Genomic DNA, 16,629 nt, shown 5'->3' with positions numbered 1-16,629 from the left:
GCGGCAAGCCGTGGCGGGGCTGTGTCTACCTGAGTTGGGCGAGCGTGGCGAGGGCGAGGCCAGCGAGGCCGACCAGGGCGCCGATGCTCGGCAGAGGCCAGCGGCGACGTTCGAGCTCGTCGACGCGCGCTTCGAGTTCGTCGAGTCGTTCGTCGGTCTGGTCGTGCCGTTGCGCGAGCAGGTCGAGCCGTCCGTCGAGGCGGGCGAATCCCGCTTCGACCGCGCCGCGGAGTCGCTCCAGTTCGAGGGCGACGTCGGACGGCGAGGGGTCTGTCACTCGGCGGCCCCCTTGTCCGTGCGGTCGAGGGCGAGCAGCTCGTCGTCGCGGTGCGGGGCGGCGCGCAGCCACCGGGGCAGCAGGCCGTCGACGATGGGCAGGGCCATCACGCGCGTGATGCCGGCGGCGACGGCGAGCACGACGCCGACGCCGGTTGCGGTCTGCGGGATGCCAGCGGCGTCGATGATGAGCGGGGCGCCGGCGGCGAGGGCGAGCACGGTCTGCACGACGGTGCGGACGGTGCGGCGGGCGGCGTCGGTCATGGGCGGTACCTCTTTCGTAGAGAAGGGAACGGGCCGCCCGCGGTGGGCGGGCGGCCCTTAGGGCGAGCGCGCTCGGTCAGACCGTGGGGACCTTGAGCGCGTCCCAGGAAGCGCGGCCGGGCCACCCGTCGGCGTCGTCGCCGCGGTAGCCGAGGTGGCGCTGCCACCGCGCGTACGACTGCCGGTCGGACTCGGTCCACTGCGGGCCGGGGCCCTCGCGGTAGGCGCCGCAGCCGACGGCGACGAGGCGCCGGCCCATGGCCGTGATGATTGGCGAGCGGGGGTGCTTCTTGAACCACGCGACGCCGGGGAAGGGCTCGTATTTGGGGGCGGGAGTCGGCTTGGGCCGCTCGGGCTCGCCGCCGAGACGGCGGTCGATCCGTGCGCGCATCTCCGTCATGGAGAACCCGCGCGGGTCCGTCTTCTGGTTCGTCCACTCCTTGTGTCCGATCACGGACGCGGCCGACCATCCGTAGGCACGGCAGATCGCCGCCGAGGCGCGCTCGATCGCGTCGAGCTGCGCCTCGGGCCACGGGTCGCGGCCGTCGCCGAGGTTGACGCACTCGAACCCGTAGAAGTGCGTGTTCCCGTCCGCGCTGCGGTCGTTCGGGGCTGGCAGTGCCCGCTCGTCGACGACGGCGGCGAGCACGTCGCGGTCGCCCGCCCCGGCGTGGTTCGCGCGCCCCGAGCTGATCAGGTAAACGGAGCCGTCCTTGGCGATCACCCCGTGACACAGCGGTCCGGGGAGGTCGGCGTATCCGTCGTAGCAGAGCCGCACCGAGTTGTCGGTGCCGGACGAAACGGTGTGGTGGATCATCACGCCGTTGATCGGGCCAAAGCTGCCCTTGTGGTTGCGGTTGTGGGTGCGCCACTGGCCGTACTCGATGACGCGTACGCCCTCGGCGCGCAGGATTTCGACGAGCCGATCGGGCGTGAAGGGGGTTGCCATGGGTGGGTGTCTCCAGACATGAAAAACGCCCTCGGCGACTGCCGGGGCGTGCGGTTGAAGGAGTAGGGCTAGACCATGGCGAGAGCCATGATTGCCGGGTCGAGGCCAACCTCGCCGGTCGCTTGGTTGACCGTGGCCGGTAGCGAGGTCTGCGAATTGAGGCACCACGCGCGCTGAAATGCCGTGCCCAGGAAGAAGTTCGCGGGCGCGCTCGGGGACTCGTTCTGAACGTGCATGTAGTAGAAATCCGTGGCGCTGCCTGCGGATAGCAAGAACGAGGCCCAGTAGCGGCCCGGGGCCAGAGTCGCCGTGGCCGTAAGCGGGATGGGCACGGCGCCGATATGGTTGTCGGCTCCGCCCGGGGCGGTGCCGGTGATCTGGCCGGCGGCCGGCAGGCTGGACACCAGGCCGGACGTTGCGACGCGCGTTCCTGCCTCGTTGTAGATGCCAGCGTAGAAGCGGGCGGCCGGGACGGCGGTGGAGCCGGCCCACCCTCGCGCGAAGATCACCACCCGGTTTACCTGGGTGCTCTCCGTGATGTTGATACCGCTCATGTAGACGCGCTGGAGTACCGCGGCCTTGGTCGTGGTCGGGTTGCTGACGTGCGCGGGGTCGCACGACCAGGCCGCGAATCCGAGGGCCTGCGGTGTCCACACGTTCCGAGGGACGACGGTGGGGAGCTGTGCGACGGGGATACGGGTGGACGCGTCGAGGGACGCGACGCCGTTTGCGGCTCCCCGGGTGGTCGTCGCGAGGGCGCCCACCTGCGCGGCGGTGTGGGTGTGCGAGGCGGTCGCCGCGCCCACGTCCGCCGCGGTGAGGGTGACGACGCCGGTGTACCCGTTGACGGACTCGACGGCGCCCCCACCCGAGGACTCCGGGAGCTGGGCGGCGGGAACCTTCCCGGACGCGTCGAGCTGCGCCACACCCCCGGCGGCGCCGGCCGCGGTCGAGGGGATCGCTCCGACGTCGGCCGCGGCGAGGACGACGTCGGCCTGCGACTTGCCGTTGACGGACTGGACGACGCCGGCCGGACCGGTGGGGCCGGCCGGCCCGGTGGCTCCCGTGGGGCCAGCCGGCCCCTGCGGGCCGATGGGTCCGACGGGGCCCTGCGCACCCTGCCCACCGGTGGGGCCGGCCGGTCCCTGCGGTCCGGTGGGACCGATGGGGCCCGGATCACCCTTGGCGCCGGCGGGGCCTACGAGGGAGACGAGCCACTGCTGCTCGGTGCCGGCGAATCCCTCGGCGACGGCGACCTCGTACGCCGAGGCGCCCCGCACGGCGACGTATTGCGGTTTGCTCGGGTCGCGCGGGGCGACGTCGGCGAGGTCGACCTCGGGCTGCTCGGCCGGCAGCAGCAGCGCGTACGAGCGGCCGGGCTGGATACCGGCGAGCTGCTCAGTGACGGTGTACGACCAGTCGGCCGGGTCCATGCCCGGCGCGTCGGTTGCTGGCAGCGTGACCTCGATCGCGCCCTGTGCGTCGAGCTGGGCAACGACCGGGCCACCGAGGATCACGTCGGCTTGCGGGAACGTGACCTGACTCGGCGCGCGGAAGACGCACGACCCCGACAGGGGGCGGCCGTCCGGTGACAGGAAGCGCGCGCGAACCGTAACGGTGGGGATGGACTCAGGCAGCACTGTCGGCGGGCCCCTCCTCTCGCTGATCGGTGGAGATGTCCGCGCCGGCCTCGAACGCGACGGCAGCCGCGGCGGCGGTGCGCGTGGGCACGTCGGGCGCCTCGTCGGCGGTGAAGGTGTTACGCGTGTAGGCGGAGAACATGCGGGTCTCGATGGCGCCCGTTGAACTGCTGTTGCGGTGCTCGATCTGAAACACGACGTCCTGCCCCCACTCGGCCCCGTCGAGCGGCTGAGTGATGGTCTTGTTGAGCCACGTCGAGCCGCTCGGCACGGTCCACGTTCCGAGGGTCTGCGTGGTGCCGCCCGGTCTCGCGTAGTTGACGCGTACCTCGCCGCCGGCGCTGGAGATGGTGGAGAAGTTGAGGACGGCGACCGCGTTCTGTGCGGGGCCGCGCCCAATCCATGCGTACTGCCATGACGTCGTGCCCTGCATGGCCGAATTGGGGGTCGGGTACATGGGGAACGGCAGCCATGGCCGGCCGAGGAATCGATCGCTGTAAAAGTCGTCCATGACGAGGACGCGGTCGGGGGAGTCCCGATCACGCGACCACATGCGAATCATTTGCCGGTCGGTCGCGACATCGTCGCCGACGGTCAGAGCCGCGGTGCCGTTCTCGCGTCCGATGCCGACGCCCCAGTCTCCTTGCGGTGTCTGGCCGACGATGAACGTGCGCTGCCCGGCGGGGGTCTGGGCGATGAGCTGTCCGCCCTCACCGATGATGATGTCGCCGTGCAGGACCTCGGTAAGGGCGGGTCGGATCTGTGAGCGGCCGGCGAGCTCGCGCACCTTGCGTTCGAGCTCGCGGATTCGGTCGAGTAGGTCTTGTGGGATCGCAGCCACTAGGCAGCCTCCAAGTACAGGCGGGCGGTTTCGGGCCGGCCGCGCAGGGGTGGAGAGATCGCGAGGCCGACGACGCGGTATCGCTCGTCGAGGCCCTCGGCCCACCACAGATCGCGAATGCGGAGTCGGATCGTCGCGCCGAGCAGTGCCGGCGACAGGGCGACGCGGTCGAGCGCGACGGTTACCTCGGGGATGGTGCGGGGGTGCAGCGAAGCGGCGAGGTCTGCCCGTGCGTGGGCGGCGAGGGTGGCCGTCTCGGTAACGGTGGAGTAGTCCGAGGTGCCGTCCAGCCGTGGCCAGCCGGCGGCGAGTTCGTCGTCGGCGACGAGGAGCTCGGACATGAGGGGTACGGATTCCTGCGCCTGGTTGCGGTTGTCGCTCGCGCCTCGCGTTTGCCACACATTCGCCTGCACGGTGGCGTCGATCGGCCACCCGTAGGCCAGCACGGGGCCCGGGTGGTCGAGCACGATCTCGGATGTGCCAGCCCGGATGGTTGGTGAGCCGAGCTGTAGTCGCTTGATGCGCCGGCCGCTGCCGGGGTCGCGGTGGCTTGCGATGCGCCACTCGAAACCGTTCTCGACTGCGCCGAGTTGGTCGATCAGTTCTCTAATGCGTGGCTGGTCGTAGCGGCTGAACGTACGGTCGCGCACCACTCCGGAAAGCTCAGGGTCGTACTCGATGCCGATGTCGCCCCCGGGCAGGCTGGCGACGTAGTCGAGTAGCGCGCGGACGAGGTCGAATTGATCGGTCTGCTTGGCCTCTTGGGTGTGGAACAGCACGCGGTGATCGAGGTAGCTCGCCCACCCGCCAGCCTGTACCTGAAGGCCGAGAAAGCCGCGGTCATCGCTCGCGAGGTTGGCTGTCCACAGCACGCCGCCCCACCACAGCTCGGGCCCGCGCTCGATCCACAGGGCGGTACGGCCCGGGACCACAGCCGCCCGTGCGCGGGCGGCGAGCTCCCGGTTCGGTAGAGGGATCGTCGCCGAGGCGGCGCCTACCTTGCCGATGTAGTCGTCGAGGGACACGTCGCTGATCGGCAGCGCGTCGAGGACCTGATCGCTTCGCAGGTCGCACAGCAGCGCCCGGTACGTGGGAGCGGGCAAGGCTCACCCCCCTTTACGCGTCGAGCGGGTACTGCACTCCGGACAGGGCGGCCCAGGTGGTTACTCCCGAGCTGCTGATGAGTCGCAGTTGTCCGGACGTCTGCGCGTCGAGCTTGATGTCGACGCCGCCGGCTGCGATGGGTAGGGACGTGAGCGCGGCCGGCCGGCAGTTCGCCGGCAGCACCGAGGCGAGCAGGTTTCCCGAGTTGGGGATCGAGCCGGACGTCGCCCAGGACACGCCGCCGCGGAGCTGGAGGAACGGAACGCCGGCGAGCGTGATGCGTCGGTATCGCACGGTGCCCTGCGCGTTGCCGCTGTTCGAGAACCCTGCGGCGAGCGTTACCGCAGTCCACCCGACGGACGGTTCGAGGGGCTGCCAGGCAGTACCGTCCCAGCGATCGAGGCCAGCCCCGTTGTCGCGGTACTGGCCCGGGTAAGCGCCGGCGAACGACAGTCCCCACCCGCGGGGGATGATCCCGCCGTACGAGGCGGTGTACCGCCGGCGATCGGCGAGCGCGCTTGCCCACGTGATCCCGCCCGTGCCGGCCGAGGCGCCGGCTGGCACGGTGATGTCCCACAGCCGCAGCGTGCCGGCCGGCAGCGTGGGGGCGGTCGGCGTCGCCCTCGGTTCCCCTTGGATGACCTCAACAGCGACCGCGGTCTGCTCGCTGGTGTCGTATAGCCCGTCGGACACGTGCAGCACTACCGAGTCGATCCGGGCGTACTGCGCGTTACCTTCAACGAGTGTCAGAGTTTCGGGACTGGTGATCGCAACCGGGTAGGCACCTTGAGCGGTGGTCCCCTGCACGATGGCGCGGCCGGTGCCGATCTGCACCTGCATGGCGGTGACCCCGGTCGCGGCGAAGGGGTCGCCGCCGGCGATCACGCCGTCGCGGCTCGTCATGGCGGTCTCGGGCGCCATAGTCCCCAGGGGTACGAGGCGCGTGTCTTCGCGGGTCTGCCCCGCCGGCAGCAACCATCCGGCGCGCACGGTCACAGGGCGGTCACCTCCTTACCAGTAGGCCGAGCGCCACCTGATCGAGCACGAGGCGCGCGGGTCGACGGACCCAGGGGCGGCGCGGAAGGACAGCGACGCCGTGCCGGGGGCGAGGGTGAACGTGTTCTCCGGGACGCTGCGCGCGGTCGCGGTGTAGAGCCGGCTCGCGGTGCGGTTCAGGGTCACCGTGCCGGCCGCGGTGTCGACGAGCAGCGTGTCGTCGGCGGCGAGCTCGATGTCGTATTCGAGGACGTCGCCGGTGCGGAGATTGGTGATCGAGGGCAGCGCCACGGGGCCGCGGAAGCTGATCAGCGGGTGCGTGAGCGCGTCGCCCTCGTTACGGGCGACGACCGTTCCGGTACTTCCTGGTTCGCCGAACACGAGCGGGTACGCGAGGTGCTCGGGCCCGGGGTCGAGGTGCCAGTCGAGGCCGGCCTCGGCCATGGGCAATCGGGTCTCGACCTGTTGCTCGACGAGCGCGTACCGGCGTGGGTCGGATGCCTCCCACTGGATAGCGGCACCCGTGATGGTGCCGACCCGGAAGCCGATGCCAACAGGCACGGCGCGGCGGACGACGCGGGCGCCGGCGAGCAGCGGTCCGCGCTCGTCCAGCCACACGACGAGCGGCAGCTCGGCGTCGACGACCGGCGTCGCGGCGTTCAGCGCGCTCAGCGTGGTCCCGATCGTGGCGGCCGGCGCGCGCACGATCACGTCGTCGACGGTGATCATGCGCGGCTGAGCGAGCAGGCGCCCGGGATAACTTCCGTGCGCATCACTGCGGTTGACGCTCCCGGAGTCCAGGGCGGGGAGTTCTTCCCAGCCCGACAAAGAGCGCCACCGGAACGGGGTACCGGGGCCGAGCAGCAGCTCGTCGCCGTATTGGATATGCCCTGGGGTGGTGACGCGGTCGCCCGCGGCCATGCCTCACCCCCTCTGTTTCATGTGCCAGGCGAGCGCGGCGGCGTTCTGTTCGGGCGTGCCGGTGCTCGCAGCGTGCCAATGCTCGATGCGCACCGTGGGGCCGGCCGGCGCGGCGAGGCCGAGCGGCCCCTGCGAGTCGTACGCCGCAGCTCCGGCCGGGGTAAGGGCCGGCATCCTCGGTGAGGGGATGAGCGTGCGCATGGTGCGGTCGACCGCGCCCTGCCCGGAGCGAATACCCTTGACGACGCCGGCGGGAATCCAACGGCCGATGTCCCGCGCCATCACGCGTGACGGTGAATTGATGCCAAGTGCTTTGGCGATTGGCCCCGGGATCATGTTTTTCGCGAACGAAATTAGCTGGTTTTTCAGCCACGTTCCCATACTTCGGACGCCGTTTAGGAGACCTCGGATTAGGTCCTTCCCTTTGTCGTACAGCATCGATCCGAAGTTGCCGAAGAATCCGGCGATCTGGCCCGGCAAGCCGCGAACGTAAGCGAGCATCTCGCCCGCTTTCTTCCTCGTTCCATCCTTGATCGACTGCCAATGCTTGATAATCAGCCCGATCAAAGTGAAGTTGAGAAAGAAGGAGAGGAGCTTTCCGGGGATTCCCTTTACGAAGTCAACCGTCGCATTCCAGACGCGCAAGGTTCCCGATTTTATGGAATCCCAATGTTTGATGATCAAGCCAACCAAAGTGAAGTTGAGGAAGAACTCGACGAGTTTCTCGCCAACCCACTTGATCTTTTCCCAAATCCAGTCCCAGGCAGCGAGCGTTGCGTCGCGGATCGTGTCCCAGTTGGCGACGATCAACGCGACGAGACCCACAACCGCGGCGATCACGAGGGCGACGGGGCCCATTGCGATCAGCCAGGCCGCGGCCATGCGCGCGGCCTGTATGAGCGACTGCGTACCCATGAGCACCCATGCGCCCACCACCCGCAGCGCCGCGCCGCCTGCTGCTACGCCTTGCGCGAGCCAGCCGGCGACGATCACGGCGTTCGTGGCTACGAACCGAGCTGCCGCGGTGATGCTGGCGGCGGTCTGCGTCGCCCAGCTCGTTACGGTGGCGACCGACGTCGTGTACGCCTGCGTGGCAAGGCCGATCAGCGCCGGCAGCATGACGAGCGTGATGATGCCGGCGACGATGCCGAACGCGACGCCGTGCTCGGAAACGAACTCCGCGCCGGTCGCGAACGCTGAGCCAACGGCGATCGCTCCTTCGGCCGCGGCAGACAGTGCCGGTACGACGAAGTTGCCGACGACGCTCACAAAGCCGTGCTCAAGAGTGCGGGACAGTTCCGTGACGCGTGTCGCGGCGTTATCCCGCATGGTGTCGCCGGCGCGCTTGGCGGCACCATCGACCTTGCCGAGCGCGTCAACAGCCGAGGACGGGTCGAGCGCGAAAAGGGCGCCGGCGAGGTCCTCGGCCTGCGTGCCCAGCAATTGAACGGCCAGACGCGAGCGCTCGGTCGGGTCCTTTACCGCCCGTAGGCGGTCCATGATCTGATCGAGCGCCGCATTTGCGGCCGGACCACCCTTGGTGAACGCCGCGGCCATTTGGTCCGCGTTCAGTCCAAGCGCCTTCAGCCCCTCGGCCGCCGAGCCGTCCTTGACTCGGATATTCAGTTCTTTGAACGCGTCAGCGACGATATCGGCGTCGCGCGCGCCCGCGTTGAGCCCCTGCTGAATGAGGCCCATCGCTTGCTTTCCGTTGACCCCCAGGTCACGGAACTGTGTTCCGTATTCGCCGAAGACGTCTAGCAGATCCTCGGCCTTGTTCGCTCCGTTCTGTGTTCCCTTAACGAGGATGTCGAACGCTTCCTCAGCGTTCGCCGCCATTCCCGTTTTGAGCATTTGGCCAACCGCGGCCGAGGTGGGGCCGACTTCCTCGCCCATGATCTGCGCGACCTGGGAGAGGCGACCGCCTACCTTTTCGAGCTCCTTCTGCGTCGCGTCCGCGGGTACGAGGCCCTGCTGCCACAGGGCCTTCAACGCCTCGTTGGCGTCGGCGACTGAGTCCGTGTACCCCTTGCTGTAGAGGGTGCCGGCCGCCTGGCCGAGCCGTTTTGCCTGTGCCGGGTCGGCGCCGAGCTGCGCGGCGAGGAGGCTGTTCGACTTCTGCTCGTCGAGTGCTTTCGTGACTCCGCCGAGCAGAGCCGCGCCGACGGTCGCGCCGAGGGCGGCCCACCCGAACGCGCTCAGCTTGTCGCGCAGTCGGCCGCTGGCCTGATCGGCTCCGTCCTCGGCACCGTCGGCGAGCCCCTCGCCGAGCTGCTGTCCGGCGCGGTCGCCGGCTCGGGCGGCCTCGGCGGTGATGGCCTCGGCCGCGGCGACGACGCTTTGCTCGGCGCGCGCGAGGCCCTGCTCGGCGCCGGTGTCGTCGACGTCGATCGTCGCGAGCAGCTCGGCCACGGTGAGCGCCACAGCAGATCACCCCCCATCGGCCGGGCCGGCCGGTAGGCCGGTGATTGCTGCGATCTCCGCCGGGTCGTCGACCTCGCGGGGCGTACGGGCCCACGCGCGGGCGAACTTGGCCTCGGCCGGCAGTCCGGCGACGAGGACGAGGAATCGGCGGGTGGACAGGGCGGCGAGCTGCGCGGCGGTGAGGCCGTACTCGCGGGCGAGGTCAGCCTCGACCGCGGGCCAGTGGGTTAGGACCGCGCGCCAGAACGCGCCGGCCTGCCCTTCTTCTTGCTCGCCCGACGGGCGGCTCGGTTCGGGGCCGGCGCCGCTTTTCCCTCCTTGGCGGCTTCCTGCTCGTCGTGCAGCTCGGCGGCGCGCTGCATGGTCATCGAGCCAGGCCGGCGGACGTTGGCGGCGGAGTAAATCAGCACGACGCCGAGCTGACGGTCGGTCATCCCGCGTTCGGCCCACGTGTCGAGGGCTCCCTCGCCGAACAGCGTCGCGAGCATGGCGCGCACGTCCTCGGGGTCCGAGCTGTGCTGTACCTGCTCCATCTTGAGCGTGAACAGCAGCGGCAGGGAGTCGGGCAGGGTGTACTCGCGCCCGTACAGGGTGAACGTCACCCGGGGCCGGGCGGGGGCCTGCTCGGCGAAGAACGCATCGAAGTCTGCGGACTCGACCTCGACGAGCTGCTCGGGGGAGTCGCTCACGCGTCACCCCCCGACTTGCTCGCCAGTGCCGTCACGGTCGTACCGCCGGATACCGGGGCCGACGTCGGCTTGCCGCTCCTGGTGATCGTCGCCGACCATGAGGTCTTGTCGTTGGTCTCGCCGCCCTGCTCGCCCGGGGTCATGGTGGCGTCCCAGATGACCCACTGCGTTTGGCTGTTGTGGCGCCAACGCACCTTGTTGTGCGAGTCGATACCGAGGCGGTGCGCCCAAACCTCGTCGACGTACGCCTGCCCGACGTCGCGAGCCTTGGTGGTGGGGTTGATGCGGTACTGCCCCTCGATTTCGAGGGTGGCGCCCCGCTGCATCACGTCCTGCTCGTAATACCCCTCCGAGTCGAACGCGGTCGTCTCGGCCGTCTCCTCGTTTTCCCCAGGGTTGTGGGTAAAGCTGGTGAGTCCGGCGATCGGCAGCCACGTCTCGGTCTGTGCGTTGGCGTCGAGGATCTCGAACAGCCAACCGCGGGCGTCAATGGGCCGACTGTTCGCGGCCATGGGGACACCTCCTAATCGGGTCTGTGGGTGGTGGGGTTGGCCACGTCGAGGCGGACGTTCACCGTGTGCTCGTGCCGGCCCGAGGCATCGGTGCCAATCGGAGCCGGCGCCTGCGCGACGGCGAGCACGAGCCATGTCCCGTCGGGCAGTTCGAGGCCGGCGAGTCCGTGCAGCGCGCCGTACAGGGCCTCGGCGCGGCGGCGCGAGGTGCGCGGGTCCGCGGTGCCGCGCACGCGTACCTGAAGTGATCGGGTGTCGTAGCCGTTGCGGGCGTCCTGCTCGCCGGCCCCGTAGAGCCACAGGCCGACCGCTTCGGCTGGCTCGGGTGGCAGAGTCTCGATGAACGTGTCGCCGCTCGTGCCGGCGGGGTCGTAGGCGAGCAGCCCGAGCTCGTCGAGGTAGCGGGCGACGCCGTCGAGCAGGTCAGCCACGCATCGCCCGTCGGACCTCGGCGGCGATCAACTCGCCGATGGCGCCGGCCTCGCGGTTGGCCGGGTCCTCAAGGAACTTGGCCTTACGGCCCGGGGAGTGCCGGGCGGTGAGGTCCTCGTGCACGCGCGCGGCATACGGGGTGTCGTAGCTGACGCCAGCGACGAGGTCGCGCTCGTCGACGGTGGCGGTCCCGGAGCGTTCGAGGGTGCCCTCGGCGATCGGGACCTCGGTTCGGGACTCGGCGAGCAGGTGCTCGGCGCCGAGGCGCAGTCCGCGCGCGGCGCCGGCGCGGGCGCGGCCGAGGACTGCGGCGCCGTTCCATCGGATGCGGGTACGGGCACGGCTCACTCGCAGCTCACCTCCGTACAGGCAGGCACCGGGAGGTCCGGGGCGGTGTGGTGGGCGACGGTGAGCGCGGTTGTGGTGCGGCCGTCGGGCAGGGTCACGCGCGAGCCGGGCGGACAGTCGAGTTCGGGGCCAGCGATGAACGTCGCCGTAGCGGTGACGTCGCGCCCGTCCGGGGCGCGTACGAGGCGCGGCGAGGGGTCGACGAGGGCCGGCACGTCCTCGATCGCCGGCCGGTAGGTGGGCCCGTACGCCGAGTCGCCGGCGTACGGCTCGATCCGGATGCGGTGGCGCAGCAGGACCTCGGGAACGCGGGTCACCATGGGAACACCCGCCCCGGTGTGAGGCCGGCCCGTCGCAGCGCGCGCTCGGCGCGCGGGGCCAGGTCGACGCCGGCCGTCGCCGAGGCGCGCCGGCCGCGCCCGGACAGGCTGACAGGCCCGATCGACACGGAGTCCCACTGTCCGGCCGCGCCGGTGCCGTCGTCGCCTCCGGCGAGTTGGTACTCAACCTGTGCGCAGGTGGCGTCGGCGAGGGCGGCGCGCACGTCGGCGTCGAGCGGGTCGCCGTCCTCGTCGACCGGGTACACAGCGGTGAGCAGAGCCGAGTCGACGTCCTCGCCGGCCCGTGCGAGCAGCCGCTCGGCGTCCGCCGGTGCAGGCCGGCCGAGCCATGCGGCGAGCTGCTCGGGGGTGGCGTAGGGCTGCCGAGCCACGATCACCCCCTTGGCTTGCCGCGGGCAGCAGAACGGGCCGTCGGCTTCTTCGCCGGCGGCCCGTCCGTCTGCTCGTCTTCCGTTGTCGGCTGCTCGTCCTCGTCCTCCGACGGATCGTTTCCGCGGTGGTAGCGGCGGAGCATCATCACGCCGCCCCCTTCGTCCTGATCACGACGATTCCCTCGTCGTCGAGTCGGTGCGTCGCGTAGTGCACGTGGGTCGTGACCACCGTGGTGCGCGCGAGAATGTCGCGGTCGGTCTCGACGACCGGCCGGCGCTTGTAGAGCAGCCCGAGCGAGCCGCGCCGGATCATCAGCGCGTTGTACGTGGCGGGGTTGGTTCCGTCGCCCGGGGTGGTGGTGACGCGGTCGGAGACGTACACGTTCACGCCGCCGATCTGCCCGATAACGCCGCGGGGGATCACGGCGCCGGTGCCGAACTTGTCGGCGCTGATGAAGTTGGGGTCCTTGTAGATGCTCGCGCGCTGGAGCGAGTGAATCACGAGGCCGGCCATGTTCTCCGGCTCCCACTCGTCCCCGAACTTCGCGATGCCGTCGACCAGCACGTTCCACGACAGGGGCTCCGTCGCGGCGTTCACGGTGATTACGCCGGGGGCCTCGGCCGCGGCGGTGAGGTCCTTGTCGATCTTCCGGGCGATCAGTACGCCGAGCTGCCGCTGCGTCTCGGCGAACGGGTCGCCGAACGCGACGAGTCTCGCCTTATCGGTGATCTCGACCGCCTTGCCGGCTTCCTTGATCGTGGCCGAGTTGCCCGGGTCGGTACCGAGCTGCTCGGGGGTCATCGGCGTGCCCTCGGTGAGGTCCTCGGCCTCGGTAAGGGCCTTCCACTTGGGGAAGTTCACGGAGTCGCCGGGCTTGCCTTCGAGGGTGGAGTCGTTCACGGCCATGGTGCCGATGACCAACTTCCCCTTGAACTTGCCTTGGACCATGTCGGCCCAGACGTCCGGCACGATCATCTGTGCCGCGGTGGTCTTTCCGGTCGCCATGCGGCGGCCTCCTTACTCGGACGCGGCAGAGAGCTGCCGGTACAGGTCGGGGTCGGACTGGTGGAGTTCCACGCGCTGCGTGTAGGTCATGCGGGCGAACTGCTCGGGGGTGACCGTCTGCGGGGCGCCCGGGGTGAAGTCGGCGCCCCCCTTGGGCGGGGCCGGCGCGGTGGCCTCGGCGCGCAGCAGCGGGTTCGCCTCGACCGCGGCAGCGATCACGGCGTCGAGCCGCTCGGCGAACTTCGGGTCGGTCGGGTCGAGGGCGGCGAGCTGCTTCTCGACCGCGCGGGAGTCGAGCAGCCGCGCGGGGTCGGCGCCGGCCTTGTGCGCGGCCTGATGGGCGGCGAGCTCGACCCGGAGCTGTCGGGCCTCGGCGAGGGCGGCGTCGCGCTCGGTGGCGGCCTGCTCGGCGAGCTTGGCGGGGTCCTGCTCGCCGGCCGCGCCGTTCGGGTCGAGCACGCTGCGCAGTGCGGCGAGCAGGTCGTCGCGCTCGGCCTGCGCGCGCTGCGCTGCCTGCTCGGCCTCGGTGGCGCGCTGCTCGGCCGCCGGGTCGACCGCAGGCGCCGGGGCTGGCGCCGGAGGAACGGCCGGCGCGGATGGTGCCGGGGGCGTCGAGGCCGGGGTCGGGGGTGCCTCACTGCTCGGCGCCGGGGCGGGTGTCGGGGTGGGTTCGGACATGCGTGATCCGTCCTTCGGGGGGTGTGTGGGCATGAAAATGGGCCCGCCAAGTGGCGGGCCCTTGAAGAGGTGGGGCGGTCGAGCGCCTAGTCGGCGGACTCGTCCGGAAGCGGTCGCGCGCCGGCGTATCCGCGCACCCATGCCGAGCGGCGTAGGTCGCCCGCCGGGTACGGGCACGAGGTGACAGGGGCGCCGTTGCGGCCGGCCTCGGCGCCGGCGTTGATGGCTCGGGCGAGCTCGCCACGACTGCCCACTGCTGCCCCCCTTAGAGTCGGTTCTGCTGGTCATCACGCGACTTGCGCGCGGTGTCCGCGGCGGCGTTCCTCACGCCGGTGAGCTGCTCTGTGTACTCGGCGAGCGTAAGGCGCGGGTGATCCTGCCACCACCGTTTCAGGTCCTCGCTCGCTCGGGCATACGCGATGTGCGCCGGCCCACTGAACAGCGTTGCCGGGTCCACGCCGGCCGCGCGTGCCTTGCGGTTGAGAAGGTAGCCGTTCGTGGCGTCCTCGGCGGCGAGATACTGCGCCCACACGTGCTCGCGGTACATCTCCCGTATCTGCTCGCGGGTGTACGCGGTGCGCATCTGCAAGTCGGCGTACTCGCGCTCGGCGATCCATCGTTCCGTTGCGGACATGCCGGCGTACCAGTCCACGGACAGCCCGTTCCACGCGTCAGGTTCTTCGGCCGGCGCGAGGGCCTCATTGATGGCGGCCCGGTCGGCGAGCTGCCCCTCGACGGTGTGCGCGCCGACCGCTTCCGGGAGCGGAGCGGGCGGGTACCGGCGGTCGAGCTCGTCGGCGATCCGCTCGACGTCCTCGGGTGTCGCGTACCGGATCGCCCACCCGAGGACGTCGTCACCGACCGTGGACAGGTCCTCGGCGAGCCGGCCGTCGGGGAAGACCTTGGCGAGCAGCCGGCGCCGGTTGGCCTCGGCGGCGATCTCGACGCGCTCGGCCTCGTCGACGTTGCGGGCTCGGGCGGCGAGCTCGCGGTCGGATAGGCCGATCAGGTCGCGGCGGGCGGCTGGCAGGGCGGCGTCGACGTCGCGCCGGTCGAGCTCGGCCATGACGCGCAGCAGCTCGTCGTCGCCCAGGTGCGGGAATGCTCGGGCGAGCTCGTCGTCGCTGAACTGCGTAAGCGGCTCGGCGAGCCGCGTGCCGTCGGGGCGCAGACGTGAGAGCAGCTCGGCCTCGTCGCGTTGGTCGGCCTCGGCCTCGATGCGGTCGAGGTCGCGCTGATCGAGGACACCGGGTCGGATGGCGGCGCCGAGCTGCTCGTCGGTGAGCTCGGGCAGCGTCCGCTCGTCGCCGCCGCGGACGCGCGCGGCCTCGAACACGTCCGAGCCGGGGCCGGTCGGGGTGCCGGGCCGGCCGGCGGTGCCGGTGTCCGGAGGGAGGTTGCCAGCGCCGAGTTGCTCGCGCTCGCGCTGGCGGATGAGCTCGGGATGGTCGGAGAGGTGTCCGCGCATCCGTCCCTGCCACGCGCGCACGCGAGCCTCGGCCGCCTTCTTCGCCTCGGGCGTGAGAGCGGCGGCGGCGCGCTTCTTCCATTTCCTGATGTTGCGTTCGATGGCGCGCTGCTTCTGCGTCGCCTCGTACCCGTCGGGGTCCTCGGACGCGTCCTCGGGAACTCGGGTCACACCCGGGAGGTACGCGGCAACGCTGTGCCGGCAGTTGGGATGCTGAAAGCCTCGGGCCCGAGCCTCGTTGAGCGAGCCGGCGACGTGCACGCGTACGGTGCGGCCGTCCTCGGTGGCGTGCTCGACGGTGACATCGCGCGGCCCGTCGGGGCCGTCGATCGACAGCACCTTGCCCTCGAACGGTTTGCAGAGCGGGCATTCGTGCGGGGCGTTGGAGACGATGACGAGGTCGAGGCCAGTCGCGCGCAGTCGGTCGGTGTGCCCTTCGACGGCGGCTCGCCCGAGCGCGGTACGGGTGGCCATTTCGGCGTAAGAGGTCATCTGCCACGCGCGCCCGGAACGGTCGACGAACGTGCGGAACCCGCGGTCAGCGAACCGTTCCATCGCGCGCTGCGTGGCCTGACGGCGGGTGTCGATGCCGAGCAGCGGCGTTGCCGCTACCTCGGCGATCACCTGCCGGTACCCATCCTCGACGCCGCGGAGGATGCCGCGGTGCGTCTCGGTGACGAGGTCGACCGTTTCCTGAGCGAGCCGGTCGACGGCGCGCGTCGCCGGCGTCGTCTCGGCGATCCGCCGGGCGTCGTCGTCACCCAGGGCGCCGAGCTCGGCGAGGCCGGCCTGCGCCCCGACGTTGTACGCCTCGGCGACCACGTCCCACACCTCAAGGTCGACGGCAGTCGAGAGAACGTCGACGACCTGCTGCGCCGCGCGCCGTAGCGGCTGGATGTCGGCGAGCTTGGCCACCGCCCACCCTGGGGCCTCGTACCCGTCGGCGAGCTGTCGAGCGATGATCCCGAGCAGCCGCTGCTCGGCGTCCTCGTACAGGCTGCGGACGCCGGCGGACAGGTCCTCGACGAGGCCAGGGTGAATGGGCATCCCCACCCCCTGTAAGCCCAGGCACGCTGGTCGGTGGTGATCAGCGCGGGAAGAGATCACGGAGCTTCTGACTCGGCGAGAAAGGTGTTCGGCGCGGGCGTAGCCTGGAAGCTGAGCGCGTGGAGGTCACGTAATGAACCGTGCAGACTCTCTGGCCAGAGAAATTGATGTGCTCCGGCTGACCGGAAAGCTGAACGTTGACGATGAACCGGCCGAAGAATTGTGGAGACAGGGCGTCGATTCGATTTCCGGCCTACAAGTCGCCGAAATATTCGGACCTCACCTGCTTCATTACACGCTTGGGGTCCATCTGGATTCGATA

General features: G+C 70.5%; 19 protein-coding genes. All 19 read right to left on the bottom strand.

Annotation, left to right across the window (positions count from 1 at the left end):
• Positions 1-25: 25 nt before the first annotated feature.
• Positions 26-277: a hypothetical protein gene (locus ACP4J3_RS33195; RefSeq protein WP_426539911.1), complete on the bottom strand. Its 252-nt coding sequence runs from the start codon at positions 275-277 to the stop codon at positions 26-28.
• Positions 274-540 carry a hypothetical protein gene (locus ACP4J3_RS33190; protein WP_426539910.1) on the bottom strand — a complete coding sequence of 89 codons (267 nt, stop codon included), beginning with the start codon at positions 538-540 and terminating at the stop codon, positions 274-276. The genes ACP4J3_RS33195 and ACP4J3_RS33190 overlap by 4 nt, the downstream gene beginning before the upstream one ends.
• A gap of 76 nt (positions 541-616) precedes the next feature.
• Positions 617-1,489 (bottom strand): peptidoglycan-binding protein, encoded by an 873-nt coding sequence (locus ACP4J3_RS33185; RefSeq protein ID WP_426539909.1) that lies wholly within the window; start codon positions 1,487-1,489, stop codon positions 617-619.
• Positions 1,490-1,557: 68 nt separating this feature from the next.
• The gene (locus ACP4J3_RS33180) at positions 1,558-3,006 is read right to left on the bottom strand and encodes a hypothetical protein (protein WP_426539908.1); all 1,449 of its coding nucleotides are present in this window, start codon (positions 3,004-3,006) and stop codon (positions 1,558-1,560) included.
• A gap of 112 nt (positions 3,007-3,118) precedes the next feature.
• Positions 3,119-3,970 carry a hypothetical protein gene (locus tag ACP4J3_RS33175; protein ID WP_426539907.1) on the bottom strand — a complete coding sequence of 284 codons (852 nt, stop codon included), beginning with the start codon at positions 3,968-3,970 and terminating at the stop codon, positions 3,119-3,121.
• A complete protein-coding gene (locus tag ACP4J3_RS33170; protein ID WP_426539906.1) occupies positions 3,970-5,073 on the bottom strand; it encodes a hypothetical protein in 1,104 nt (367 codons plus the stop codon). Before ACP4J3_RS33170 ends, ACP4J3_RS33175 begins: the two co-directional genes overlap by 1 nt.
• Positions 5,074-5,086: 13 nt before the next feature.
• Positions 5,087-6,070, bottom strand: coding sequence for a hypothetical protein (locus ACP4J3_RS33165; protein WP_426539904.1), 984 nt, complete (start codon positions 6,068-6,070; stop codon positions 5,087-5,089).
• A gap of 15 nt (positions 6,071-6,085) precedes the next feature.
• Positions 6,086-6,991: a phage distal tail protein gene (locus ACP4J3_RS33160; protein WP_426539903.1), complete on the bottom strand. Its 906-nt coding sequence runs from the start codon at positions 6,989-6,991 to the stop codon at positions 6,086-6,088.
• 3 nt (positions 6,992-6,994) lie between these two features.
• Positions 6,995-9,415 carry a phage tail tape measure protein gene (locus tag ACP4J3_RS33155; protein ID WP_426539902.1) on the bottom strand — a complete coding sequence of 807 codons (2,421 nt, stop codon included), beginning with the start codon at positions 9,413-9,415 and terminating at the stop codon, positions 6,995-6,997.
• A gap of 227 nt (positions 9,416-9,642) precedes the next feature.
• On the bottom strand, positions 9,643-10,104 hold the full coding sequence (locus tag ACP4J3_RS33150) for a hypothetical protein (RefSeq protein ID WP_426539901.1): 462 nt from the start codon (positions 10,102-10,104) through the stop codon (positions 9,643-9,645).
• Positions 10,101-10,616 (bottom strand): phage tail tube protein, encoded by a 516-nt coding sequence (locus ACP4J3_RS33145; RefSeq protein ID WP_426539900.1) that lies wholly within the window; start codon positions 10,614-10,616, stop codon positions 10,101-10,103. The genes ACP4J3_RS33150 and ACP4J3_RS33145 overlap by 4 nt, the downstream gene beginning before the upstream one ends.
• An 11-nt stretch (positions 10,617-10,627) precedes the next feature.
• Positions 10,628-11,047 (bottom strand): minor capsid protein, encoded by a 420-nt coding sequence (locus ACP4J3_RS33140; RefSeq protein WP_426539899.1) that lies wholly within the window; start codon positions 11,045-11,047, stop codon positions 10,628-10,630.
• Positions 11,040-11,396 (bottom strand): hypothetical protein, encoded by a 357-nt coding sequence (locus ACP4J3_RS33135; RefSeq protein ID WP_426539897.1) that lies wholly within the window; start codon positions 11,394-11,396, stop codon positions 11,040-11,042. The genes ACP4J3_RS33140 and ACP4J3_RS33135 overlap by 8 nt, the downstream gene beginning before the upstream one ends.
• On the bottom strand, positions 11,393-11,716 hold the full coding sequence (locus ACP4J3_RS33130; RefSeq protein ID WP_426539896.1) for a hypothetical protein: 324 nt from the start codon (positions 11,714-11,716) through the stop codon (positions 11,393-11,395). The genes ACP4J3_RS33135 and ACP4J3_RS33130 overlap by 4 nt, the downstream gene beginning before the upstream one ends.
• Positions 11,710-12,108, bottom strand: coding sequence for a hypothetical protein (locus tag ACP4J3_RS33125; RefSeq protein ID WP_426539895.1), 399 nt, complete (start codon positions 12,106-12,108; stop codon positions 11,710-11,712). Before ACP4J3_RS33125 ends, ACP4J3_RS33130 begins: the two co-directional genes overlap by 7 nt.
• A 145-nt stretch (positions 12,109-12,253) precedes the next feature.
• Positions 12,254-13,114: a N4-gp56 family major capsid protein gene (locus tag ACP4J3_RS33120; protein ID WP_426539894.1), complete on the bottom strand. Its 861-nt coding sequence runs from the start codon at positions 13,112-13,114 to the stop codon at positions 12,254-12,256.
• Between the two features lie 12 nt (positions 13,115-13,126).
• Complete coding sequence (locus ACP4J3_RS33115) at positions 13,127-13,792, bottom strand: hypothetical protein (RefSeq protein ID WP_426539893.1); 666 nt, start codon at positions 13,790-13,792, stop codon at positions 13,127-13,129.
• Between the two features lie 86 nt (positions 13,793-13,878).
• Positions 13,879-14,046, bottom strand: coding sequence for an Rmf/CrpP fold protein (locus ACP4J3_RS33110; RefSeq protein WP_426539892.1), 168 nt, complete (start codon positions 14,044-14,046; stop codon positions 13,879-13,881).
• 11 nt (positions 14,047-14,057) lie between these two features.
• On the bottom strand, positions 14,058-16,307 hold the full coding sequence (locus ACP4J3_RS33105; protein WP_426539891.1) for a phage minor capsid protein: 2,250 nt from the start codon (positions 16,305-16,307) through the stop codon (positions 14,058-14,060).
• Positions 16,308-16,629 lie beyond the last annotated feature (322 nt).

The organism is Streptomyces sp. UG1 (assembly GCF_049974585.1).
In the GTDB taxonomy this organism is placed as follows: domain Bacteria; phylum Actinomycetota; class Actinomycetes; order Streptomycetales; family Streptomycetaceae; genus Streptomyces.
Note: the sequence above shows the minus strand (reverse complement) of the source record. Positions and strands in the feature narration are given on the sequence as shown.